Origin of the sequence: Algoriphagus sp. 4150 (genome assembly GCF_031457395.1) — a bacterium.
Lineage (GTDB): Bacteria > Bacteroidota > Bacteroidia > Cytophagales > Cyclobacteriaceae > Algoriphagus.
Window position 1 is genome coordinate 164,779 of record NZ_JAVDWS010000011.1, and the last position, 24,383, is coordinate 189,161.

General features: G+C 41.9%; 22 protein-coding genes and 1 pseudogene. 8 read left to right on the forward strand and 15 right to left on the reverse strand.

All coding sequences use genetic code 11. The features are described 5' to 3' along the window. Positions 1–26: 26 nt before the first annotated feature. The 7 genes from J2X69_RS15050 to J2X69_RS15080 form a co-directional block, all read right to left on the reverse strand. Positions 27–524: an HIRAN domain-containing protein gene (locus J2X69_RS15050; RefSeq protein WP_310104898.1), complete on the reverse strand. Its 498-nt coding sequence runs from the start codon at positions 522–524 to the stop codon at positions 27–29. 166 nt (positions 525–690) lie between these two features. Further along, positions 691–2,373, reverse strand: a complete 1,683-nt coding sequence (locus tag J2X69_RS15055; RefSeq protein ID WP_310104901.1) for an AMP-binding protein — start codon at positions 2,371–2,373, stop codon at positions 691–693. Between the two features lie 76 nt (positions 2,374–2,449). Then, positions 2,450–3,607, reverse strand: coding sequence for an acyl-CoA dehydrogenase family protein (locus J2X69_RS15060; RefSeq protein WP_310104903.1), 1,158 nt, complete (start codon positions 3,605–3,607; stop codon positions 2,450–2,452). A gap of 320 nt (positions 3,608–3,927) precedes the next feature. After that, entirely contained in the window at positions 3,928–4,572 is a 645-nt protein-coding gene (locus J2X69_RS15065; protein WP_310104906.1) for a hypothetical protein, read from the reverse strand. Positions 4,573–5,810: 1,238 nt separating this feature from the next. After that, positions 5,811–6,407: a bifunctional nuclease family protein gene (locus tag J2X69_RS15070; protein ID WP_310104909.1), complete on the reverse strand. Its 597-nt coding sequence runs from the start codon at positions 6,405–6,407 to the stop codon at positions 5,811–5,813. A 6-nt stretch (positions 6,408–6,413) separates the two neighbouring features. Next, positions 6,414–7,382 (reverse strand): electron transfer flavoprotein subunit alpha/FixB family protein, encoded by a 969-nt coding sequence (locus tag J2X69_RS15075; RefSeq protein WP_310104912.1) that lies wholly within the window; start codon positions 7,380–7,382, stop codon positions 6,414–6,416. 35 nt (positions 7,383–7,417) lie between these two features. Then, positions 7,418–8,155: an electron transfer flavoprotein subunit beta/FixA family protein gene (locus J2X69_RS15080; RefSeq protein ID WP_310104914.1), complete on the reverse strand. Its 738-nt coding sequence runs from the start codon at positions 8,153–8,155 to the stop codon at positions 7,418–7,420. Positions 8,156–8,229: 74 nt separating this feature from the next. Here J2X69_RS15080 and J2X69_RS15085 point away from each other — a divergent pair, with 74 nt between their 5' ends. Further along, the gene (locus tag J2X69_RS15085) at positions 8,230–8,562 is read left to right on the forward strand and encodes a tetratricopeptide repeat protein (RefSeq protein ID WP_310104918.1); all 333 of its coding nucleotides are present in this window, start codon (positions 8,230–8,232) and stop codon (positions 8,560–8,562) included. Between the two features lie 188 nt (positions 8,563–8,750). After that, positions 8,751–9,236 carry a hypothetical protein gene (locus J2X69_RS15090; RefSeq protein WP_310104920.1) on the forward strand — a complete coding sequence of 162 codons (486 nt, stop codon included), beginning with the start codon at positions 8,751–8,753 and terminating at the stop codon, positions 9,234–9,236. Here J2X69_RS15090 and J2X69_RS15095 read toward each other — a convergent pair. Further along, complete coding sequence (locus J2X69_RS15095; protein ID WP_310104923.1) at positions 9,233–10,231, reverse strand: zinc-binding dehydrogenase; 999 nt, start codon at positions 10,229–10,231, stop codon at positions 9,233–9,235. The genes J2X69_RS15090 and J2X69_RS15095 overlap by 4 nt on opposite strands. Before the next feature lie 9 nt (positions 10,232–10,240). After that, positions 10,241–11,821 carry a replicative DNA helicase gene (dnaB, locus tag J2X69_RS15100; protein WP_310104925.1) on the reverse strand — a complete coding sequence of 527 codons (1,581 nt, stop codon included), beginning with the start codon at positions 11,819–11,821 and terminating at the stop codon, positions 10,241–10,243. A gap of 335 nt (positions 11,822–12,156) precedes the next feature. On the opposite strand from dnaB, the gene murC reads away from it, so the two are divergent. Together murC and J2X69_RS15110 are read left to right on the forward strand one after the other, a co-directional pair. Next, a complete protein-coding gene (murC, locus tag J2X69_RS15105) occupies positions 12,157–13,512 on the forward strand; it encodes a Mur ligase family protein (RefSeq protein WP_310104928.1) in 1,356 nt (451 codons plus the stop codon). Between the two features lie 2 nt (positions 13,513–13,514). Further along, positions 13,515–14,318: an exonuclease domain-containing protein gene (locus J2X69_RS15110; RefSeq protein WP_310104930.1), complete on the forward strand. Its 804-nt coding sequence runs from the start codon at positions 13,515–13,517 to the stop codon at positions 14,316–14,318. A 14-nt stretch (positions 14,319–14,332) separates the two neighbouring features. Here the strand turns inward: J2X69_RS15110 and J2X69_RS15115 are convergent, their stop codons facing one another. The 4 genes and pseudogenes from J2X69_RS15115 to J2X69_RS15130 all read right to left on the reverse strand — a co-directional run. Continuing rightward, positions 14,333–14,746 carry a hypothetical protein gene (locus J2X69_RS15115; RefSeq protein WP_310104932.1) on the reverse strand — a complete coding sequence of 138 codons (414 nt, stop codon included), beginning with the start codon at positions 14,744–14,746 and terminating at the stop codon, positions 14,333–14,335. Positions 14,747–14,976: 230 nt separating this feature from the next. Next, positions 14,977–16,209, reverse strand: coding sequence for a DUF3999 family protein (locus J2X69_RS15120; RefSeq protein WP_310104935.1), 1,233 nt, complete (start codon positions 16,207–16,209; stop codon positions 14,977–14,979). Next, complete coding sequence (locus J2X69_RS15125; protein ID WP_310104938.1) at positions 16,193–18,559, reverse strand: DUF2339 domain-containing protein; 2,367 nt, start codon at positions 18,557–18,559, stop codon at positions 16,193–16,195. The genes J2X69_RS15120 and J2X69_RS15125 overlap by 17 nt, the downstream gene beginning before the upstream one ends. Before the next feature lie 72 nt (positions 18,560–18,631). Continuing rightward, positions 18,632–18,883 (reverse strand): annotated as a pseudogene (locus J2X69_RS15130) (PhoPQ-activated protein PqaA family protein); the annotation flags it as partial. Positions 18,884–19,022: 139 nt separating this feature from the next. Between J2X69_RS15130 and J2X69_RS15135 the strand changes: the two are divergent. Beyond that, complete coding sequence (locus J2X69_RS15135) at positions 19,023–20,117, forward strand: metallophosphoesterase family protein (RefSeq protein WP_310104941.1); 1,095 nt, start codon at positions 19,023–19,025, stop codon at positions 20,115–20,117. Between the two features lie 11 nt (positions 20,118–20,128). Then, positions 20,129–20,350, forward strand: a complete 222-nt coding sequence (locus J2X69_RS15140; RefSeq protein WP_310104944.1) for a hypothetical protein — start codon at positions 20,129–20,131, stop codon at positions 20,348–20,350. Between the two features lie 146 nt (positions 20,351–20,496). Here J2X69_RS15140 and J2X69_RS15145 read toward each other — a convergent pair whose 3' ends face one another. Next, positions 20,497–21,288 (reverse strand): M48 family metallopeptidase, encoded by a 792-nt coding sequence (locus J2X69_RS15145; protein ID WP_310104947.1) that lies wholly within the window; start codon positions 21,286–21,288, stop codon positions 20,497–20,499. Between the two features lie 148 nt (positions 21,289–21,436). Between J2X69_RS15145 and J2X69_RS15150 the strand changes: the two genes are divergently transcribed. Beyond that, positions 21,437–21,883: a DUF4442 domain-containing protein gene (locus J2X69_RS15150; RefSeq protein WP_310104950.1), complete on the forward strand. Its 447-nt coding sequence runs from the start codon at positions 21,437–21,439 to the stop codon at positions 21,881–21,883. Here the strand turns inward: J2X69_RS15150 and J2X69_RS15155 are convergent. Next, a complete protein-coding gene (locus tag J2X69_RS15155; protein ID WP_310104952.1) occupies positions 21,880–22,611 on the reverse strand; it encodes a carboxypeptidase-like regulatory domain-containing protein in 732 nt (243 codons plus the stop codon). The two genes, J2X69_RS15150 and J2X69_RS15155, sit on opposite strands and share 4 nt — an antisense overlap. 451 nt (positions 22,612–23,062) lie before the next feature. Between J2X69_RS15155 and J2X69_RS15160 the strand changes: the two genes are divergently transcribed. Further along, positions 23,063–23,941, forward strand: a complete 879-nt coding sequence (locus J2X69_RS15160; RefSeq protein ID WP_310104954.1) for a glutamate--tRNA ligase family protein — start codon at positions 23,063–23,065, stop codon at positions 23,939–23,941. The last annotated feature ends 442 nt before the right edge of the window (positions 23,942–24,383 follow it).

A 24,383-nucleotide genomic window follows, 5' to 3' on the forward strand; every position in this document is an offset into this window, starting at 1 on the left:
TACTTCTGTAGGGCTTTTTCTTTCCCCTACCTCCTATACCAATCTTCCACTTTATCCGCAGCAGTGTCACTGAGTTTCGCACCGTTGCAGGATCCCGAGGTGATCAGTTCTGCCCATATGCCTATTCCCACTTCCTGAAGTGAATGCTTAGCCGTAACCATCCCGCTCAGTCGGACTCCGGCATCCAGCAGATTGGCCAAAACAATATTTTCGTAAGCCGGCAAATAACCCAGAAAATGCCCCTGCCAGGTCACTCCCACTGCAAAGCGGTCATACTCATGGGCCGGAAATCTTGTGAAACTTACTCCATCACCTACGTTAAGTTCGTCTAGGTATTTTCCCAACTCGTAATACTGGACTCCACGTAGGTAGTTGTCATAGATCTTGATGGGTTGGGATATAATCCCGGATACCAATTCAGGCTTCGGCACCATCCCTGGTAGGATCAGCGATACTCCCCCGAGTCCCATGGCTTTCAAAAATTCTTTGCGTCCCAAAGGACCGGATGTAGCTGACTTCTTCATCGTGCAGACGGATTGGATTTATTGCCTTCCAGCACACCCGGTTGGAATATATCTAGCCCCAACTGGAGGTAACTATCTAGTTATTTGCAATATACCTGTCCCCGGAAACAAAAAAATACCCTGTACAGGGTATTTTTTCTCAATTTCACAGCTTTGACGGCATCTGTCAGCCTTTCATTTTCTCCAAATGCCCTTCCTTAATCTTTCTTCTCAGGATCTTGCCCACATTTGATTTCGGTAATTCATCGGTAAAATAAACCTCTTTGGGGCATTTATAATTGGTGAGAGACTCATGACAATGTGCGATGATTTGATCCTTGGTGATAGCCTTGTCTTTAACCACCAAATAGGCCACAACCCGCTCAGTAGACTTGTCGTCCGGAATACCTATCACGCCTACTTCCAAAACTCCCGGATAAGAGGCAATCACATCCTCCACCTCATTGGGATAGACATTAAAGCCCGAAACAAGGATCATCTCTTTCTTTCTATCTACAATTTTGGTGAAACCGTCCTCGTCCATAACGCCAATATCACCTGTCTTAAACCATTCTCCCATCATTACCTCCGCTGTCTCCTTAGGTTTATGCCAGTAGCCTTTCATCACCTGAGGTCCCTTCACACATAATTCGCCCCGCTCACCTACCGGAAGTGTATTGCCCTCATCATCTATGACCATAAACTCAGTATTGGGAAGCGGAATACCTATGGTACCATTTCTTTCCGTACCATCAATAGGATTGCAGGAAGCTACAGGAGAGGTTTCAGTAAGCCCATAGCCTTCGGCCAATGGAGTTCCGGTCACAGCCATCCACTTCTCGGCAGTGGCTTTCTGCACCGCCATACCTCCACCCACAGCTATTTTTAAAGAACTAAAATCCAATGACTTAAATGATTCCTGATTAAGCAATCCATTAAAAAGTGTATTTACTCCTGTGAAAACAGTGAATTTCTTTTTGGATAATTCCTTACAAAAAGCAGGCATATCCCGTGGGTTGGTGATCAGGAGATTGTGCGCCCCGATTTTGAGCATGGCCAGACAATTTACCGTCAAGGCAAATATGTGGTACAGAGGTAAAGCAGTAATGACAACTTCCTCACTTTCTTTCAATTTTGGTTTCATCCATGCTGAGATTTGCTGCATGTTTGCCACAATATTTCCATGAGTCAATTCTGCCCCCTTCGATAAGCCCGTGGTGCCACCCGTATATTGAAGAAATGCCGTATCCTGCAAAGTGAGTGCTACCGGCTTGAATTTATGGTTAGCGCCTTGAGACAAGGCTGATTTAAAAGAAACTGTATTGGGAATAGAATAGGCAGGAACCATTTTCTTAACATACTTCACCACGAGATTTACCACGGCACCTTTTACTCCTCCGAGCAAATCCCCGAGTTCTGTTATTATTATATGTTTGGCAGGTATTTCATGCCGGATTTTTTCCAGATTTTTGGCAAAATTGGCTACAATAATGATCAACTCAGCCCCTGAGTCCTTGAATTGATGCTTCATTTCTGAAGGAGTGTACAGGGGGTTGGTATTCACCACGATCATTCCCGCCCTAAGTGCACCAAACATCGCCACCGGATACTGAAGTGTATTTGGCATCTGAATCGCCACCCGGGTACCTTTTTTCAACCGTAAAACCTGTGTCAGATAGGACGCAAAATCCTCACTTAACTTATCCAACTTATTAAATGACATCGTTTTCCCCATGCATTCATAAGCCACAGCATCACCGTATTTTTTTACACTTTCGTCAAAAAGCTCTGCCACACTAGCATAGGCGGTACAATCTACTTCCTTGGGCACTGAATCAGGATAATATTTAAACCAGGGGAAATCCTTCATGATATAGGTTATTATTGGGAAAATCTATTTTTGCTTAATTAATCAAAATATTGGTTTAGGTCAAAAGCTTTTTCTTCTATTTCAAGATTTTTCTTGCAATCAACTCTTTCATTATTTCATTGGTGCCCGCATAAATCCGCTGTACTCTGGCATCTGCATAAGCCCGTGCAACGCCATAATCCCACATGTACCCATATCCCCCATGTAATTGCACACATTCATCAGCCACTTTGCATTGCAGTTCGGTCATGTTGTACTTAGCGGCCGAAGCCATAGCAGAATCTAATTTGCCATCATTATGCAGCTGAACCAAATAATCACAATAAATTCTTCCTTGCTCCAGAGCCGCACACATCTCGGCCAATTTGAACCGGGTGTTCTGAAAATCTGCGATAGCCTGATTAAAAGCCTTTCGCTCTTTTACATACTTAATAGTCTCCTGAAGCATGTATTCGCCTAAAGCTACCGCAGCCAGCGCTACCACCAGCCGTTCTTGCGCCAACTCCGTCATCAAATAGTTGAAGCCTTCTCCTTCTTTGCCAAGCAGATTCTCCTTGGGAACTTTCACATCTTCAAAAAAGAGTTCGCAGGTATCTTGCGCATGCAGGCCTACTTTATCAAAAGGACGGCCTTTAGTATAGCCTTCCATCGTCTTGTCCAAAAGAAGTAGACTGATGCCTTTTGCTCCTCTCTTGGGATCCGTCTTCACTGCAACTACCACTACATCAGACAAATACCCATTAGTAATGAAAGTCTTGCTTCCATTTACTAGGTAATAATCTCCCTGATCGGCAGCACTCGTCCTAATACCCTGTAAATCACTTCCTGCCCCAGGCTCTGTCATCGCCACAGCTCCAATGTACTCCCCCGCAATCATCTTTGGAATGTACTTTTCCAAGGCTTTCTCTGTACCGTAATGCAAGATATAAGGCATCACTATATCATTGTGAAGTGGATATCCTATCGCCGGGGCAGAGCAGCCACTGAGTCCAAGTTCCTCTATAAAAATAGCGTTGTACCGAAAATCCTGAATATTCATTCCTCCCAAACGTTCAGGTGCCTGAATTCCCAAAAATCCGTTTTCCCCAAGTTTGAGCCAACTTTCCCTGGATACCATCTTATTTTTCTCCCACTGTGAGTTATATGGGGATATTTCTTTCGCAATAAAATCTCTTACACTAGCTCTGAAAAGGTCATGCTCTTCTGTAAAAAAAGTTCGGGGCAGTCCAAACATAGGGTTTATATTTTAGGGTTTAGTCCAAATCAAAAATAGGGATTTTAGTACCCACGTTCCCACTTTATCTCCAAAAGATCATAATCCTGATGATATTAAACTGTTGTCAAAGCTTTATTTTCTTTTAAAAACTAATATTGGTTGTACAATTAAAGAACTTTCCAAGGAGTATTTTGCCCATAGAAAAGGGTCACATTCATGGTGGCTTTGGAATTGCCGTTCAGGCAATGTAGTCACTATGCTGGACAGGATGAAGAATATACAATGAAGCTTTTCGGTCTGTTACACTTTACATTTTTCTTCTTTGGGCCTTTTATTTACTAATCAGTACACACAGGCACACTCATCATATCCACCCCTCCGGAGTGAATGTTGAAAACTGCTCTATTCTGCCACACGATATTCTTACAATCGTTTCCGGAAGAGCCTCCTTGAGTTGAAGAGCGATAGAGTTCAAGGTGAGTGAGAAAAATCGACCCCTCTGTGATATTATCTTCCTGAATTAGATACTTGGATCTGACATCAAGAAAGATTTTATCTGCAAATAAGTGCCCATCCCATGATATTTCCTGCGTGGTGGTAATTACACTTCCTGACATCTCCCCGTTATCCCGAATTGCAAACTCACCGCCTGCCAAACTTGCCTTCCATGCGCTACCAATCTGTATCCCAGGAATTCCGAGCGTGAACCCATCACCTGTAGTCAGTTCGACTACCAACGCCAATGTAACACTATCACCTGCTACCTCAGCTAAACTAAAACTCCCTTCTCCATCTACAGAAGGTAATTTTTCGTATCCGTGAAGAAAAAGTGTGGATTTTGCACTGCCCAGGTAAGCTTCGCCCTCCATTCGACTTGCAAAATCCTCTTGCAGAACCGGATCTTCCGCATCAGTATTCTCCGCACATGCCAGGAATAGGCAGGCAAGAATTAAATACAAAAATACTGTTGAATAGTTTTTCATAATGCTATTTATTCAGATTAACCCTTCCTATAGAATAGAATGACAGTTTGACGAACGAACATACAACATCGTGGAATCTCCTTCAATAACTGAAAACCAGTATTTTCCTGTGTCCATTTCATTACCATGACTACAAGGGATTTTTCCAGACACAATTCCCCTCCCAAGCAATAAAAGTCTTGTCCTTGAAAGGTGCAAGACCTACAAAAACACTCAATGGTCTTACTATCAGAATCATTACCCTACTAGTCTAGTAATGAGTCCAGAGACTATAATAGGAATCAACTCATGTGAATTAATCAATAACCATCTTTACGTGAGTGAGCTTATGCAGGCTGAGAAATTAATCTCACATCTAGTCAGATCAGTTCTATGCCCCCTATGTGACTATGTGGTAAAAAAATGATCAATTTTCAATTTTCAAATTCAATGGCCAAAGAAACGGCTGCTCTAACCTTTGTGCTCCTTGGTGGATTTTGTGGTTCACTAAAAACACCACCCAATTCAAGCCTCCTGACCTGCCTGGACCGGTAGGCAGGCTTGGACTTGTTGAAATACGGGCACCCCTATGTTTGCTATACTTCTATGTGGTTCAAAAAAATGATCAATTTCCAATTTTCAAATTCAATATTCAAGGGAAAGCAAACGCTAACCTTTGTGCTCCTTGGTGGACTTTGTGGTTCAAAAATAAACACCACCTAATTCAAGCCTCCTGACATGGACTTGTCGAAATACGGGTACCTCTATGTTTGCTATGCTATGTGGCAAAGCTATTCAAACCACATAGAAGCATAGGACTCATAGTTTTTTGAGAAGTATAGACTTGCTCTATTAGGTAGACCGGTCCGCTTTATGGACTTTCCGGTTATCATTACTCACCACAAAAGAAACAAAGTACATTAAAGTGTAAGACCAAAGACCCACTGTCTTTCAGACCTGATCATCGTCATGGCCGCTGTTCCCACCTGCCCTCCAGTAGGCGGGTCATACGATCGGCTCTTCAAGAACCATCTTTTCGTGAACGAGCTTATGCTGACTGAGAAATTAATCTCACATCTAGTCAGATCAGTTCTATGCTTTTCTATGTGGCTATGTGGTTTAAAAAAATGATCAATTTCCAATTTTCAAACCCAATGGTCAAGTAAAGGCAAACTCTAACCTTTGTGTTCCTTGGTGGACTTTGTGGTTAAAATAAAGAATCAAAAAAAGCCCGAGTTACCCCGGGCTTTCATAGTGTATCAGTTTCTTTTGTTGATTTCATCCCGGATGCGGGCAGCTCGCTCATAATCCTCATTGAGTATTGCCTTGTCAAGCATTTGATTGAGCTTGTCCAAACTGAAATCCTTCAAAGAAGGCTCTTTTTTAGCTGTGAATTTTTGTGTGGATGGCCTAGGTTCCGTTTTTTCATCCTTTTTCTCTACTTCGTAATGCTCCACCGCCCCCTCGGACATGGCTTTCTCCGTACAGAATACGGGACTTCCAAACCGTATCGCAATTGCTATCGCATCAGAAGGCCGTGCATCTACATCAGTTTCGATATGGTCGCCTTTACACTGAATTTTAGCATAATACACTCCTTCCTTCATATCTGTGATTACGATTCTATCGATATCAAAATTGAACCCGGAAGCAAATGACTTAAACAAATCATGTGTCATGGGACGGTTAGGAATAATCTTTTCGATTTCCAAAGCTATCGCCTGAGCTTCAAACATACCGATCACAATCGGCAGTCTTCTAGCTCCTCCTACCTCCCCTAGCACCAGGGTAAATGACCCTGACTGGGAATGGTTAGACGAAAGCCCCAAAATCTCAAGTTCTATGAGTTTTTCCACAAAAATTTATAATTCAGCTTTAAATGCTTCGTTTAGTTTTGGTACAACCTCAAAAGCATCTCCAACGATTCCGTAATCCGCAGCTTTGAAAAAAGGCGCATCCGGATCTTTATTGATTACTACAATGCACTTTGAGGAATTGACTCCTGCAAGATGTTGAATAGCTCCTGAAATTCCTATCGCTATGTACAAAGTTGGAGCTACTTTTATGCCTGTCTGCCCTACGTGCTCATGATGTGGCCTCCATCCAAGATCAGAAACAGGTTTAGAACAAGCAGTAGCTGCTCCCAACGTTTTCGCCATTTCCTCGACCATGCCCCAATTTTCGGGACCTTTCAATCCTCTGCCACCTGATACGACGATATCCGCTTCCGGAAGTAGAACGTCTCCTGTAGCACGCTCTGTAGCAGTGATCTTAGAAGCAAAATCCGAATCACTTATTGCTACATCGAAACTCTCCACTTGTGCTTCAGGGCCATCCTGCTTCAAATCAATTGCATTTTTTTTGATTGCCAGAATTTTATTGTCTGTAGTGACAGTTGTTTCAGCGAAAGCTTTTCCGGTATAAATACTTCTCTTCACCACATATCCTGCATCGGTTTTTGGCAATTCCACCACATTGGACACCAGACCAGCATTCAGTTTGATAGCCAATCTAGCTGCTACTGCATCACCCAAGGATGATTTTGCCAACACCAAAGTTTTAGCTCCAATAAGATTAAAAGCCTGAGCTACGGCTGAAGCATGTGCTTGGATCACACCAGCATCCAATTTGCTGTCTGCACCGTGAAGTACCTTCGCTGCGCCGGCTTTTCCTATTGCGGCTAATTCTCCTTGACTTACTGTCCCAAGAGCTACCGCCACCACATCTCCCTCACCGGTCTGTGCAGCTAAAGCATTTGCAAAAGAGACTGCCTCAAGGCTTGTCTTTTTCACATTCCCTTCAGCTTGTTCTATATAAACTAATATCGACATAATATCTTAATTTTTAATAAGTTAATTGGGTTATATTAAAGAACTTTTGCCTCGTTTTTCAACAGCTTTACAAGTTCTGCCACATTATCTTTATCAATTAATTTCACAGCACCTTTGGCCGGAGGAAGCTCGAACTTGCTTGCTTCTGCCTGAGTCTCCTGAGAGACAGGTTCTACTACATTCAGCGGTTTGGTTCTAGCAGACATGATTCCGCGCATATTCGGGATTTTCCATTCTGCGATAGGTTCCTGGCAACCGGCAATCAGCGGAAGACTAGCTTCCAGCGTTTCCTTACCGCCTTCGATTTCTCTGGACATTTTCACAGTAGATCCATCCACATCCAGTTTCATCACCGGCGAAAATGAAGGAATTCCCAGCAACTCTCCTACCATGCCATGAACCATTCCACCGTTGAAATCGATAGATTCTCTACCCATCAAAATCAAGTCATACCCTCCTTCTTTTGCATAATGTGCAATTTGCTTTGCTACAAAATAAGAATCCTTCGGAGCGGAATTTATACGGATCGCTTCATCAGCTCCTATTGCCAGCGCTTTTCTCAAGGTGGGATCGGAATCCGCTTCACCTACATTCAAAACAGTTAACTTTCCACTCGCCTGATCTCTGAGTTCAACAGCACGAGCCAAGGCATAATCATCGTATGGGCCAATAATATATTGAACTCCGGTAGAATCAAACTTGGTATTGTCGGCCGTAAACTGAATCTTGGAGGTAGTATCGGGGACGTGGGTGATACAAACAAGAATCTTCATTGGTTTAGAATTAGATTAGTTTAGATTTATTTCTCGTGAAAATAACAGTAAGCACTTAATTAAAAAAACTATTGATGACCAATCTGAACAGGATACAATTACTTAGGCAATTTACCGAAGAAGAACCGGAAAATCCCTTCAACTGGTATGCCTTGGCTTTAGAATATAGAGAAACGGATGAAGAAGAGGCCTTTACCCTTTTTGCAAAGGTACTAGCAGACCATCCGAGCTACCTTGCAGCGTATTTTCCTGCAGCTCATCTCTATGCGGAAATGGGTGAAATAGAACAAGCTAAAGCGATTTTTGAAAAGGGAATAGTACTGGCCCGGGAGCAAAAGAATATCAAAGCCCAACAAGAACTACAGAATGCATATCAAAATTTTCTCTTTGAGCATGATTTGGATTAAAACACCTTCTTATTAATTGACTTGATTTTTATTCCTTTTCTCAGAAAACAATTACCAATCAGGTATTCACATACTTCTAAGAAAGAGGGTAAAAAAATCTGCCGATATTAGCTTCTTTTCCTACGTAAATCTGCGGGAACCGCTTATCTTAAACTTTCCAATCTCCGCTTACTAAACTCCTTGCTTCAATGATCACCCAAAAAGAAATGCTAGCCTATTTTCTGCCAATTCTAGAAAAAAGCGGCAAGCGCTATAAAAAGAAAAGTATGGTTCGTGCCAAAAAAGCTCAAGCCGGATTAGTAGTGGTAACTAAGACATCGGGTAGTGATGAGACGAAAAGCACGGCAGAATCGGGAGATTGGTTGGTCGAAAATCAAACCAGTAGCAATGAGCATTACCTCGTAAAAGCGGAAACTTTTAAGAAGAAATATTCGCTGGTTCAATCGCTGGAAAAAGGCTGGGGATGCTATCAATCCAAAGGCGAGGCATCAGGACTGGTAGTGAGTGAATCGCACTTAGAAGCTCTGGGAAATCCAAAAACGCTGGAATTTCAGGCGCCTTGGAAGGACACGATGGTCGTAAAACCCGGTGACATGCTGGTCGTTCCACCTGAAAAAAATGAAATCTATCGAATAGCTAAGAAGGAATTCAGCGAAACTTACGTGGAAATCTAAGGTACCAACACGATTTTGCCCATCTGCTTGCCGTCACGCATTCTATCAAATGCTTTTTCGGCCTCCTCAAACTTAAAAACCCGGTCTATGATCGGATGGATTTCCTTTTCACAGACTAGGGAAATCATGTTTTTAAAATTCTGGTCTGACCCCATCGTGGTGCCCATTATCTGTAACTGATTCCAGAAAATTTTTCTTGCCTCCAGCTTGCCGGGGTTGCCTAGAGTTGCTCCGTAGAAGACTATCTTCCCTCCCGGTTTTGTGACTTGTATCAACTGATCCAGCGTATCTCCTACAGCTCCGTCAATTATCAAATCAAAACCTTTTACATCAGCTAGGGCCTGCGATATCCAGTTGCTATCCTGATAATTGAATACCCGTGTCACTCCCAATGCTTTAGCCTTTTCCAATTTTTCCTGACTGCTGCTGCTTGTAGAAACCTGGGCACCTAAGGCCAGCCCAAACTGCACTGCAAACTGGGCCACTCCGCCTCCAAATCCTGTGACCAGCAAATTTTCTCCCAGCTGAATATTCCCTTTAGAAGTAAGGGCTCTAAAAGCTGTCAAACCTGCAAGAGGCAATGCTCCAGCTTCTTCCCAAGTTAGATGGGAAGGCTTTGTATGGAGTCGGTCTGCAGGCACAATCACCGATTCAGCTAAGGTTCCATTTCTGGGCATTCCGAGAATTTCAAAAGAGGCACTTTGTACTTTTTGGTTTTCTCCCCAATTCATCGCAGGATTGATGATCACTTCTTTTTGCAACCACTCCTGATCCACTCCATCCCCCAGCTCAGTGACTATCCCGGCACCATCCGAACCGAGCACCACGCCATCCTTGATATTCGGATATAATCCTTGTCTACACCATTCATCCCGATGATTCAAAGCTGCTGCTTTGATGGAGACCCGAACTTCTCCCTCATTCAAGCCTCTTTCCTGAACCTCAGTCAAAAGCAATTTGGAGTCCTCCTTACTATCCAGTGTGATTGCCTTCATATCCAAAAATTAAAAAGCATCTTCAGAATTATTTCTATTCAATAAGTTATCTCCGTCGTCACTGTTAGCCTTACTTTGGAGTTTGATGGTATTTCCCGAATCAAACTCTGAAACTCCGCTCGACTGGGCTGCGAAAGTAGGTCTGTAAACAGCATTCCCTCCTTGGGGATCTTGCATGTTACCGAAGCCATCCAAATCCTGAAACTTAGTATATCTACCGATAAACCGAAGCCTTACCGTATCCAAAGAACCATTCCTGTGTTTTGCGATGATCACCTCTCCAACTCCTTGAGTAGAGTTATTATCCTCATCTTCCGTGATACCATAATATTCGGGACGGTAAAGGAACATTACCATATCGGCATCTTGCTCGATAGCTCCCGATTCCCTCAAATCCGAAAGTTGTGGCCGCTTATCTCCTCCCCTTGTTTCCACCGCTCTGGACAGCTGCGAAAGTGCGATTACGGGTACCTCCAGTTCTTTTGCGATTTTCTTCAAGGCTCGGGAAATACTCGCAATTTCCTGTTCACGGTTTCCTCCTCCTCCGCTTTTGGAGTCTCCCGACATCAGCTGTAAGTAATCGATTACGATCATCTGAATATCGTGCTGCGCCTTAAGCTTTCTACATTTTGCCCGCAGTTCAAGAATAGAAAGTGCAGGCGTATCATCTACGAAAAGTGGGGCTTTCGATAGCTTGGCGGTCTTATGTACCAATTGTGCCCATTCGTGCTCGGCGAGTGTTCCTTTTTTGATTTTCTCAGAATCAAGCTCAGCTTCGGAAGAAATCAAACGATTCACCAACTGAATGGAAGACATCTCCAATGAGAAAATAGCAACGGGGCGATTGTGATCCACAGCGGCATTTCTCAATACCGAAAGAACAAATGCCGTCTTTCCCATCGCGGGACGTGCAGCAATAATTACCAAATCTGATTTCTGCCAGCCTGAGGTCACCCGGTCCAATGCTGTCAGTCCGGAAGGAACTCCTGTCAGTCCATCTTTCTGGCCTTTTCTGGCTTCCAATTCAATAATAGCATCCCGCATAATGGACTTCATGTCGGAATAATTCTTTCGGATATTTTTTTCGGATATCTCAAAAAGATTCTGCTCCATCTTGTCCAACAACTCAAAAACATCCGTTGTCTCCTCGTATGCATCTTTTTGAATATCTGAAGCAATTCTGATCATCTCACGCTTGATGGATTGCTCGGTGATAATCCTTGCGTGATATTCGATATTAGCCGCAGAAGCTACTTTGGAAGTAAGCTCGGTTACATAAAAGGCACCACCTGCAATCTCCAGATTACCGCTTTTGCGGAGCTGGGAAGTCACGGTAAGCAAATCAATCGGCTGACTTTCGGTAAACAAATCAAGAATAGCCTGAAAAATCACCTGATGCGAATCCTTATAGAAACTCTCGACCTTAAGAATATCAATCACATTCGTAAGCGCCTCCTTTTCCAGCATCAAAGCACCAAGCACAGCTTCCTCAAGATCAATGGCTTGCGGAGGCATTTTACCCAGCATAGTAGAATTCTGATGGTTTGGCTTGTTACGGGTGATACGCGGATTGCTGTTTTTCTCGGTCATAGAACAAATGTATTGGGAAAAAGGCAAGAGTTTTAAACAACTTCTGCCAGAGTTATCAACACTCGAAGGCTCAATAATCAAGCCTCAAAGGAAAATTATTTGGAAAAAAACACGGTTACTTTTTACCTGAACCCGAAGCAAAACTGAGTAGAGAAAAGAACCATTGATACTCAAAAAGTTGAATATCCTGTGAATTGTACCACAAATCGGAATTAGCTTGTAAAGGCAATCAATACCGCTCAGAGAAAATGTTGTGAATAAGAAATGCCGGCCCCATCAGCAGCCGATAATTATTTTTAAGTTTGATCTGAAATTACCACACCTTATTTTCCCCCATGAATAACTATCACTTTATAGCCGTCGGTGGAGCCGTGATGCATAATTTGGCGCTGGCACTGGTAGAAAAAGGCTATCGGGTCACTGGTTCGGACGACGAAATCTACGAGCCATCCCGGACAAGATTAGAAAAAGCAGGAATTTTACCTGCGGAATACGGCTGGTTTCCTGAGAAAATCACTTCTGACTTAGAAGGAATTATTCTGGGAATGCATGCCAGAATAGATAATCCGGAACTACTTAGAGCACAGGAGCTGGGAGTCCCCGTTTATTCCTTTCCTGAGTTTATATACAACCAAAGTCAGCATAAAAAGCGGGTGATCGTGGCTGGCTCACATGGCAAAACATCTATCACTTCGGTGATTCTCCATGTGCTGAAAGAACAAAATATTGATTTCGACTACCTGGTCGGTGCTCAGATCGAGGGATTTGACCTGATGGTAAAACTGTCAGATGCCCCCGTGATCATCATAGAAGGCGATGAATACCTCACTTCTCCACTGGATGGAACACCGAAATTCTTCCATTATAAGCATGATATTGCCTTAGTCAGCGGAATCGCGTGGGACCATTACAATGTATTCCCCGATTTCGAAGATTACCGGCAGCAGTTTAGCAAGCTGATGGATTTGACTCCCGAGTCAGGACAATTAATTTATTGCGAAGCTGATCCTCTGGTAAAAGAAGCGGCAGAGAAAAGTTCGATTGATGCTAAGAAAACCGCCTATAAAGCCCATCCTGCAACAATCAAAGGAGGTAAGACTTATCTGGAAACCGAAAATGGGTTGATTCCTATTTACATTTTTGGAGAACACAACCTGCAAAACCTTCAAGGCGCAATGGATATCTGCTTAGCCTTGGGATTGTCTAAAGATCAGTTCTACGAAAGTATTCAGACCTTCAAAGGTGCAGCAAAACGGCAAGAACTTTTGGTACAGAATGAAAACTCAAGTCTTTTCAGGGACTTTGCCCATGCACCGTCCAAATTGAAAGCTACAGTCTCGGCCGTAAAAACCCAATTCCCGGACAGAAAGCTGATTGCCGTACAGGAACTTCATACGTATTCTTCCCTGAATAAGGAGTTTTTGCCTAATTATGCCAAATCAATGGAAGCTGCAGACGTAGCAATTGTGTATCTTGATCCCCATGCAGTAGCATTGAAAAAACTAGAACTGATGGATGAAGAAACATTGCGGGCTGGCTTTCAGAGACCTGACCTAAAATTATTTACCGATAGCAATAGCCTGAAAGAATATCTTCTGGCCCAAGACTACACTAATTCCAACCTACTGTTGATGAGCTCGGGATCCTACGACAAAATGGATCTGGAGCTGATTAAAGCTAAATTCAACTAACCATGAAGTTAAACTTAAGAAACCCCATAGCATTTTTTGATCTGGAAGGAACCGGAATCAATATCTCTACCGACCGAATCGTAGAAATCTCCATTGTAAAAGTAATGCCTGATGGCGGACAGGAGATCTACACCAAAAAAATCAATCCTACTATTCCTATTCCTCTGGAGTCTTCACTGATCCATGGCATCTACGATAAGGATGTAAAAAATGAAAAGACATTTAAAGAACTGGCAAAGGAAATATTCCAGTTTATCGGCCAATCGGATCTTGCAGGATTCAACATCTTGAAATATGACATCCCCTTGTTGGTAGAAGAATTTCTGAGGGCGGGAATTGAGTTTGATCTGGACAAGAGGAATTTACTGGATGCGCAGAAGATCTTTTTCATGATGGAAAAGCGCAACCTTACCGCCGCGTACAAATTCTATTGTGGACAAAATCTGGAAAATGCACATAGTGCCGAAGCTGACACCCTAGCTACGCTGGACGTGTTCAAAGCGCAGGTAGAACGGTATTTGGGTGAGGAAATGGAAGATTTGCAGGGCAATAAAGTGGGGATCTTCGAAAATGACATGAAGAAACTCCATGAGCTCCTCAATGAGAAAATGGTAGATCTGGCCGGAAGGTTTGTATTCAACAATGAAGGTGTGGAAGTCTTTAACTTCGGAAAGCAGAAAGGAACACCTGTCACTCAGGTACTAAAGGAAGAGCCCGGATACTACGACTGGATGATGCGGGGCGATTTCCCGCTTGACACCAAACGCAAACTTACCCAGATCAAGCTGAGAGGATTTAATCAATAATAAAGAGCCCGGAGTTAATAATACCCCGGGTTTTTTGTTGTTCCTGTTTTAGAATATATCTCTTCCACCACACTAATTTCCCCCATGTATTCATCTAGGGTTAGCGTATGATCAGGAATGCCCAGTACCCCTGCACAACTGTAATTGCAAGAAATTATGGAAGTATTGCCTTTCCCATCAACCCAGGTTTCCACTATAATCACAAAATATTGAGCTTTGAATTCTATTAACTTAGCACTGTAGGAAAAATCAGGATCTTTTGTTTCAACCGCAGATTCAATAGATGCTTGTAGCCAAGAAAAGTCTGAACTACTTTGAGAATCACATGCTTCTAAAACGGCATCAATTGAAAACCGGTCTTTCTCCACTTCCTCAATCAGCGGCTCCTGCTCAAATGGATTATCAGAATTACATGCCGATAAAATCATGGAATAGCTATCAGGGAGTTTATAAAAATTTTATTCATCACCATAAAGTTAGTTTCCTTACAATTATAGAACAAAAAGCTAAAAAAGTGGTAAGAATCCATTTTTTTCCTCTCAGTTACAATTGGAATTTGAAATCATATTCTAGGTAATTCTCAAATTGATAAAACCATAAAGACCTACTGTGTATAGCTATAACGTCACCTTTGAGCCCGTGCTATTCACAAACGTTACTAGTTTTTCTTTATCATTTTGATTGAAAACCAACCAAGCAATACAATAATTAACCCCATAATTGCCCATAGCCAAACTTTGTTTTTAAATAACGGCTCCGTTAAAGGCACCGGTTCTTTTTCGATTACCAGTTCCTCACCCAAACTTAGTGTTTTCATTGTCTCCGGAACCTTGTCGGCAAAGCGGTCTATATCATAATAGGGCATTCTCGCCATTTTATTTCCGTAGATCAAAAAATAAGTAGCCGATTCAGTAAAACGGGTTATTAATTCATGTTCGTAACCTCTCACATGAATCTTATCAATAGTCAAAGGCTGATTGGCCTGATTGTGAATAAGAATTTTTAGCTTCTGTACAGTTGTACTGCTAAATTTAAATTCATTGTTTTCCATCGAATTCAGTGTTCCTGAAGTCAAGGTACTGTAGTTGTACTTCCATCCTTGGGCTGTTCGGATGCTATCCGAAAGATAGTTTATTGTAACAGGCCGATAATAGTCAAACGTATTGGCAACATCTATCTTTAGATGGCTTACGGGAACAGGCAGTTGTAATTCTATATCGATTTCAGTCTCTCTGGTCTTTCTGTTTTCACTTACTTCAAATTTCTTGAGCGCATAATCTCTGAATACCCCTTCTGCAATTTCATACTGAGCAATACTTGCAACGCTTAGTTCGGGCTTTTCTTTACTGTTGACAAGCAGTCTGAAAAAGCGATACTTGGAACTGGGAAATACCAACTTGGTGAATTCAAAGTCGGTCATCTCGTTTTTTATAGATAAGATTCTATAATCCTCTACGATAGTAAACCAATCGTTTTGGTTGTGACTGCCTTCCAAACTAATCAGCCAGTCAAAATTACTCTGACGAAAGTCCAGATTGATTTGATTGATTGGTTCTGCTGTCGGTATTTCAAATGTGAAATAATATCCCCTGTCATTGTATGAAGTATTGAGCGTCTTATACGCAACCTCTTTGACTGATATTTTCTCCGTTGCCAGCCGAAGCAGATAAGGAGCCTCAATTGTATCACTAGTTGCAGTTATCCCGAAAATCCTTATATCTGACAAATCCTGAGAAACTTTTCCAAAAACTTCCTCAGGCAGACGTATTGAGTGCCACTGCTCAGTAATCCCGGTTAATTCCCGCTTGTAATTGTATTGCTCTACCTGTCCATAAGAGAGTGTGTATGCAAAGAGCAGGAGAATACACGATAGTTTAATTGTCAGCTTCATCCGAAATTATGTACTTGTATTTATTGTATAAAAATGAAATCAGTAAAAGCAAGATCCCCAAAGACACGAACACTACAGTCTTTGCAATGGTATCAAGATGTGAAATATCATAGAAAAACAGCTTAACGAGGGTAGCGCCAAACAATGCAATAGCTCCTATTCGCAATGGTTTATTTTTCTTCCATATTCCCAATGCAATTAGGAAAAGTGAATAGGATCCCCACAAAATGCTCAACCCAAGTTTATATGACTGCGTGGAGTCGGCAATATCCAGCCAGTGGATTAATTCACTACTGGCAATCCACAATACTGAGCTATGCAGCAGCAAGTCAAAGGCAATCTTGAAGTCCCGCTGCATGAAATCCCGGCGAGTGTACTTATAGCAAGCTACAAGTGCCAAAGCAACGAAAGCCAGCGAAACATACCTTATGATGCTAAAGTGACTTAGTTGATAGCTGTTCACTAAAGACTCTTCCAAGTAGCTCTCTCTTAGCTCACTAAGAACATAAAGACCCTGAATCAAAAATACAGCAAGGGTCAAGACAAGCAAACCAAGGTTGATCAACCCAAATTGCCGGTTCTTGAATTTCCCGAGATTTAAGAAAGCCAGTAGAGAAACAAAAAGCAAAGAATAATTAATTATCCAGATAGTTTTAAAGTCCATCAAATCCTGACTTTTGGTAAAAGTAGGAGCATCAAAACCAGTAATTATCGTGTCTAGGTAAAGTTGGTTCCAGTACGTAGCTATTTCCATCCGGAAGGCATAGTACGCTGAGATCAGCAGAATTGAGGGAATGAAAAAGTAAAACAATCTTGAAATACCTTTCAGCGAGTCATTTGAAGAAGCGTATTTTTTGTTATGGTTTAGAATATTTATAAACCCAAAAGCCGCAATAAACAACAGTGAGGTTAAAAAATTCACGTTGATTAGTGGGGTTATTCTGGATTGGGGATTTTCAGGAATGTAAGTATCATAAACATACATCCAATCGTGACATATACTTAAAAATGCCAGCACCATTACAGGGTAGGACAATTTTTCATACCCTGGAACATTTTTTGTTCTGCCGATCCAAAACAGCAATGCAGCTTCTCCCACCCAGAGCAATGTGACCCAATTTCCATCCAGTTGTACAGGAATAGCAATAGTAATAAAGACCAATACAAGACCTGAAACCAGATTGAGCAAGTTCCTGTCAGTGGTTTTCTGACGGTAAATCACTACACTTACTATGAAGTGTACTATGGCATTGCAAAGGGTAAATACTCCCAGCAATTGCTCCCCTACCGCATGGTTATCAAGAATGGAATAGCCTATTCCATAGAAAATCAGGGAATTCCCAAGCAGCAATAAAATATCGTCGAATTCAAACTTTTCTTTTTGAAATAATTTATAGGCAAGGAACGTCAGGTAGAATATGACAAAAAATACCGTAAGAAATGACAGGGCCAAAGTAAAATGCACACTTGCCTGATATGTAAAGAAATACCATACAAAATACATGAGCCAAGTGAGCCCGAAAGCTGAATAGTAAAGTGGTTTCCAGTACTTTTTAAACGCAATTACAAGTATTCCTATATTGATAATTGCCATGTAGGAAAAGAGAAATGCAACTTTCCCTGAGCCTTCGCTCAACAAAAACGGTACAGCATACGCACCCACCAGTCCTATATGTGCAATTAGTTGGTTTTTGTAAGATAAGGCAGCCAGCACGGTAAATGCGGTAAAAACCACCATCAGTGCGAAGGTGAAAACCTGGGGAAACAACCCATAGAAAGCATATGCAGAATAGGTAATAAAATACATTATTGCCATTGCCCCACTTACAAGGACGGCACTGTAATTTTCATACTTGCTCTTTAATTTGATACCAAATCCCATTAACCCCAAGCCGGATAAATAACCTAAAATGATTCTTGTCAGTGGGCTTATCAGTTCATTTTCTATGGAATATTTTGCACCTATGGCTACGCCAATTACAGTAATTACAATTCCGATTTTATTAATCAGGTTCTCGCCAATAAACTTCTCTAGATCTGATTTCGCTTTTGAAGGTTTAGGTACCAGGGTAGGCGCTGGGGCAAATCCCGGTGTTGGAGCCACCTGTTTTATCTGCTGTGGGTAAGGCTGATTGAGAGCCGTTACATTCTCTGTTTTAAGTTCCGTCTTTGAAGTGGGGCTATCCTGTGATAGCACCTCCTTTTCCACAATTCTCCCCTGCCCACCGGTTTTCAGTCTGTTTATTTCCAGCTTCAAATTTTCTATCTCCCTCTCAAAGTTGTCCTGCCTTTGGAGAATTACCTGCAGCTTGTCAAGGAGTAAGTTTATCGTATTGTTATTCTCTGCCATAGTTGACTTTCTAGGTATAGTGTACTGTCTTCTGACCTAACACTACAGGAAATTTAGCATTTTTTATTTCCACTATTGAGTAAGTCGATCATCATCGATGCTATTTTCTGCAGCCCACACGTCAGGTGAGCCAGTAAGTCGTATAGTACGGACTCTTTTGGAAAGCCCCGTAAGCATAGAACCTGTTATCAAGATGAACAAGCTTATATGGCTAAATTCCACCATGGCATCCGTGGCAGAACTTGCTGCTTTTATCATCGAAAATAGTGCTGGCCACTCCGGATCACCTCTCTTCTGAAACTGTTGAAGTGTGTAAGAAACAACTTCATCTTTATATAAAGTTAATTTAAGGAAACACTAGCCCGAAAGCTGACTATCGCAGTATAACTTATGAAACGGTCTAGTAAAAATAACACAGGAAAACCTAAGTAAAACTTTGAAACAATCTATTAAACAGATAATAATGAGCAACTTAAAAACAATAAAACAAGTAATTTTTATCACATTTTTCTCATTTCCTATCTGCTCATTTTCTCAGAGCTTACCCAAAAACCATCCCAATTCCCATCTCCTCCCAAGCGCCAAACCTGATAGAATTATACTGAATCTTTCAGCAGACCCATTGGAGGAAATCGGAATAAATTGGAGAACAGATACCTCTCAGCATATTTCAAATGCGGAATTTGCCATGGCTACACCCGGACCTGAATTCAGGCAGTCAGCGCAGGCTATTCAAGCCATCACTGAACTGCTGGTATCCCAGCAGGATGATGAACCGACAATCCATGCGAATTACCATCAGGTGAAATTGACCGGACTAAAAGCCGGACAACAGTACGTTTATAGGGTGGGCAATGAAGATAATTGGAGTGAATGGTTTCAATTCGCCATTCCAGACGACGATAAAGAGGTAAACTTCCTTTACTTCGGCGATGTCCAAAATGAAGTAGTATCCATGTTCAGCAGAGTTTTTCGCGAAGCGATAATCAACTTACCCAAAATGGACTTCACTGTCTATGCCGGGGATCTGATCAACCATGAGAGTGCTGACTTCGAATGGGGCGAATGGTTTGCATCCGGGCAGTGGATTCACGCCACTATTCCGTCCATGATGACACCAGGCAATCATGAATTCTCCAAAAATCCGGCTACACTTACCCCTCACTGGAATGCACAATTCAATCTCCCTAGCAACGGCCCAAAGGGCTTGGAAGAGACTACCTATGAGGTGAATTATCCAGAACTCAAAATCATCTCTTTGGATGGTGAGCAAATCGATGAGTCCCCCGCGTATAGGAAAGCGCAAATGGATTGGCTTAGAGATATTCTAACCAATAATCCTCGAAAATGGACTGTAATCACCTTCCACTATCCTGTATATGCTACGGCTCCTGATCGATATCATGACAAGATGATAGAATATATCCGGCCGATACTACAGGAATTCAAGGTTGACCTAGCTATACAGGGGCACGATCACGCCTATGCACGGGGAAGAGCATACGAAGCCGGGGGCAATATGATTATGAAAAAGGAACCGTATATGTGGTATCTATAGCCGGTCCCAAAATGTATGACTTAGAAGCCGATGACTGGATGGATCGAAAAGCCTACGGTACACAGACCTATCAGTGGGTCAACCTAAAAGAGGATGTGCTGAGCTTCAAAGCTTACACTGCTTTGGGAGAACTTTATGATGCCTTTGAAATTCACAAAGACTCCAATGGCATAAATACACTTATCAATCAAATTCCCAATACGCCTGAACGGCTTCAAGGAAATGAAAAATGAATTCCCCACTCATACTGCAAAAATCAGTTAACCTCCTTTCTTGAGCTGTACCCCCTCCAATTTTTCGCAGCTTAGTAAGCTTATAAAGTAAAAAGGCTGCCTTAAATTTGGGCAGCCTCTTTACTTTTGGAATTCCTGGTCAATTTTTACTTTTTATAGTATGCCATGGCTTCCGGCATAAGTTTATTCAGTTTGTCTATTCTGGTCTGGGAAGCCGGGTGTGTGGAAAGAAACTGCGGTGGTGCTGCACCATTTTCTTTCTCCAGCATTCTTTGCCAGAAAATCGGTGCCTCCTGAGGATCATATCCGGCAATAGCCATAAAAATCAATCCCATTTCATCTGCTTCCAACTCATGTTTTCTGGAAAATTTCAACATCCCAAGCTGACTTCCTATCCCTACAGACTGCAAGAAAAGAGATTGAGTCAAAGTCGGGTTTTGCCCCATGGCTGTAGACAATACACTTACTCCCATGTTGGTGACCATACCGTTTGACATACGTTCTGCCGAATGAGAGGCCACTGCGTGGGCTATTTCATGTCCCATCACCACAGCTATACCGGTTTCGGTCTGGGTAAGAGGCATTATACCTGTGTAAAATGCTACCTTCCCGCCCGGCATACACCAAGCATTCACCTGATCGCTTTCGAGCAGGTTAAACTCCCAATTAAATGAACCGGCCAATTCCTTATAGCCTTTTGATACCAAATAGTTTTCTACTGCGGTTGCCATGCGCTTACCCACTTTGAGTACTTTCTGTCCATCCGGTGTGTTGGTCAACACTTTGTCTTCTTTTAAGACTTGACCATACTGCTCATTCACCAAAGGCTGAATTTCCTCATTCGACACCAAGGACAGTTGGCTCCTTCCTGTCAAGGGTACTTTGGCGCAGGAATAAACCATTAGCCCGGCGCAAAATAAAATTGCTATCTTTTTCATGTTGTTAGTTTTTCATCATAGTCCCAAAGTCCCAAATTAAATACCATAAATCAATTTTCACTAGTTTAAGAGTTCAATTAGAGAATATATGAACACTAAAGAAACCCTAACCCCTTTAAATCCAGCATCTTTAGCTTATCAAAAAAAGATGAGCAATCCGTTCTATTTTTGGTTTGGCATGCTGGTCAAGCTCCCTTCTGCGGTATTCTGGAAATTCCGTATCAAGGAGCTGGGAGCTGAGAAATGCGAGGTAACCATCCCTTATTCCTGGAGGACTCAGAATCCATTCAAGTCTATTTATTTTGCAGCTATGGCAGGAGCAGCTGAGTTGAGTACAGGCGCACTGTGTCAACTGGCAATAAGTGGGTTGGGTAAATACTCGATGCTTGTGGTGGATTTTAGGGCGGAATATTATAAAAAAGCCAATCAAAAAATCACGTTTTCCTGCAATCAGGGGCAAGAGCTTCATGAGTTACTCTCATCTCTCAAGCCAAATGATACAGGAAAGTTGACGATGGTTTCAAGTGGGAAAAATCCGCAGAATGAAGAAGTGGCACGCTTCTATGTGACTTGGTCGTTCAAAAGGAAAGTCTAATCAATCCATTGACTCTCTCGATGGATAAACTCACTTAGAGTCTCATAAACCCGCTCTTTGCTCCAATCAAGAAATTCATGGTGGCTACTTCCTTCATTGAACCGGATAATTATTCTATCCCAATCTGAACGTTTTAGCTGATACTTCACCATAAAATTCTGACGTACTGAATCTGATTCAACCACTTCGTAATAACCCGCTCTCCTTCTCATCCATTCTTGCTTTTTTTGGTATTCCCGCTCTTGCTTGGCTCTTTTGGTCAGCGATGACAATACACCGGCTATGGCCACACCACCGTTTGGAGAATCCAGATAACCGGCACTGATTCCGCCTTTTTTGGAAGGGGATGTTTCTTCATCAGGATCTATCAACACCAGCTTCCCGTCTTTGAAGCGAAAAGTATATGGATCTGATTTCACTTCAAACGTAGGCAGTAACCTCGCTCTATCCTGAATCTGAAACGTAAGAAAAGTTTCTTCACCCAGCACCATCTTCTGCTCTATAAATCCCGGAAAAGATACACGTAGCGTATCTCCATGTTTTCCCTTGACCGAAAAGTAACCCCTGATATTGGTAGTTTGTAGCTGGTCAGTACCCACCACTTCTACCGAGACACCTTCCAGATATCGCTTATCAGTGGCATCCAACACGTTCCCCGAATATGATCTCTGAGCCAACAACGCCGGAAGAAATGCAAAGTATATAATGAGCAGTAACCTAACTTTCATAAAGTCCAAAAATAAGCAGGCTTTACTTAGGTATTAAATTTCAGAAAGTTAAAGAAGCTTAAGACCGAAAAGTAAAAACGAAACATGTATAACTGTAATGATGCCAGTAGCCGTATTTTTCATGCTTTACTGGCAGGAAGACCGATACTTCGACTACGCTCAGCACGAGTGACGGAAGACCGAAGTAGACTTCCTTTAGTATTTTCTGAATATTATGACACCTTTCTTCCCTTGCTGGTAGAAAAGTGGATAATCATAAAACAAAAAATATGACTATACGCAATGATACCTGTCCCAAAACAATCCATGGTTCATCTGGACATGGTCTGACAAGCTCATCGCAGGATTGAAATTGGTGTTGTGGTAAAAGAAGATAATATGATCTGAAATGAAATTGTAACGTTTGCCAATTCATGATTTTTAATCATCCGAATCTAGTTAATTTCGCCGGATGGATTTCAAGCTTACACGATTTGCCCCTACCCCAAGTGGATTTTTGCATTTGGGAAACCTCTATTCTTTTTTGATCACTAAAATTCTTGCTGAAAATACCGGTGCCAAAATTCTTCTACGGATTGATGACCTAGACCGTGACCGCTACAGAACTGAATACGTACAGGATATTTTTGATACGCTGGACTTCATGGAAATCGGCTATGACCATGGGCCAAAAACCGTTGAGGAATTTAAAAAAGAATGGTCTCAGATTCATAGAATGAGTATTTATCTGGAAGCATTAGAGAAAATCAGAGAGAGAAAATTAGTCTTTGCCTGTGATTGCACTCGCAAGAAAATCCAACAAATGGATTCTTCCGGTTATTATTTGGGGCATTGCCAAGTCAGGAATATTCCACTGGAAAGAAATGAAACTTGCTGGCGTATGGATACTTTCGATACGGATTTCATCAAAGTCAAAACCTACTCAGAAGGAGTGAAATCCTATGTCCTGCCGGAAGATTCTGCCTTTTTTATAGTTAGAAAAAAAGATAAACTTCCAGCCTATCAGCTTACCTCTGTACTGGACGACATACACTATAGCGTGGACCTGATCGTGAGAGGAAATGACTTGTTGGGATCAACTTTAGACCAGCAAATAGTAGCCAAGGGACTTGATCTCGTATCCTTTCAAGAAGCGACATTTCACCACCACACCTTATTGAAAGGTCCGAAAAACAAAAAACTATCTAAATCCGAAGGGGCTACTTCTATTCAATTTCTTAGAAAAGAGGGCAAAAAGCCTGCTGATATTTACCGTATTTTAGGTGAAATGATCGGAGCAAAAGAGACGATTCAGGATTTCGATTCTTTCAAGGCAATTCTTGGAGCCTAAAAACAATACATTAATTGCTCAGTTAAGCCCACTACAAATCTGATTGAATCAGGCAACCCTCACTTATACCGATGACTAAACATGGCCCTTGTCTCTTGTTACTGTAAGGATTATAGATTAAGGGTTAAAGGTTAATAGGTTAAAATTGAGCACAGGATTAATACTGAATATACCAGTAATTTCAGATTATCATCGACTCAACTTTCTAGTCTCTTACTTCTTGCCTCTAGGATCTTGGTTCTTGATACTTATTGCTTTAATAAATGAGATTGCTTCTTCGTTCGTACCTCGCTTATCGCAATGACGAATAATGACTCTTGTTTCTTGATTCTTGTCCTACCAGCTACTTTGACTCGTCCTGAATTGAGTTTACACAAAGTAAACTACTATGAAACGACAAAAAGAAAAAAAAACAAGGGGCATAGGATCTCTGAGTTGGGCA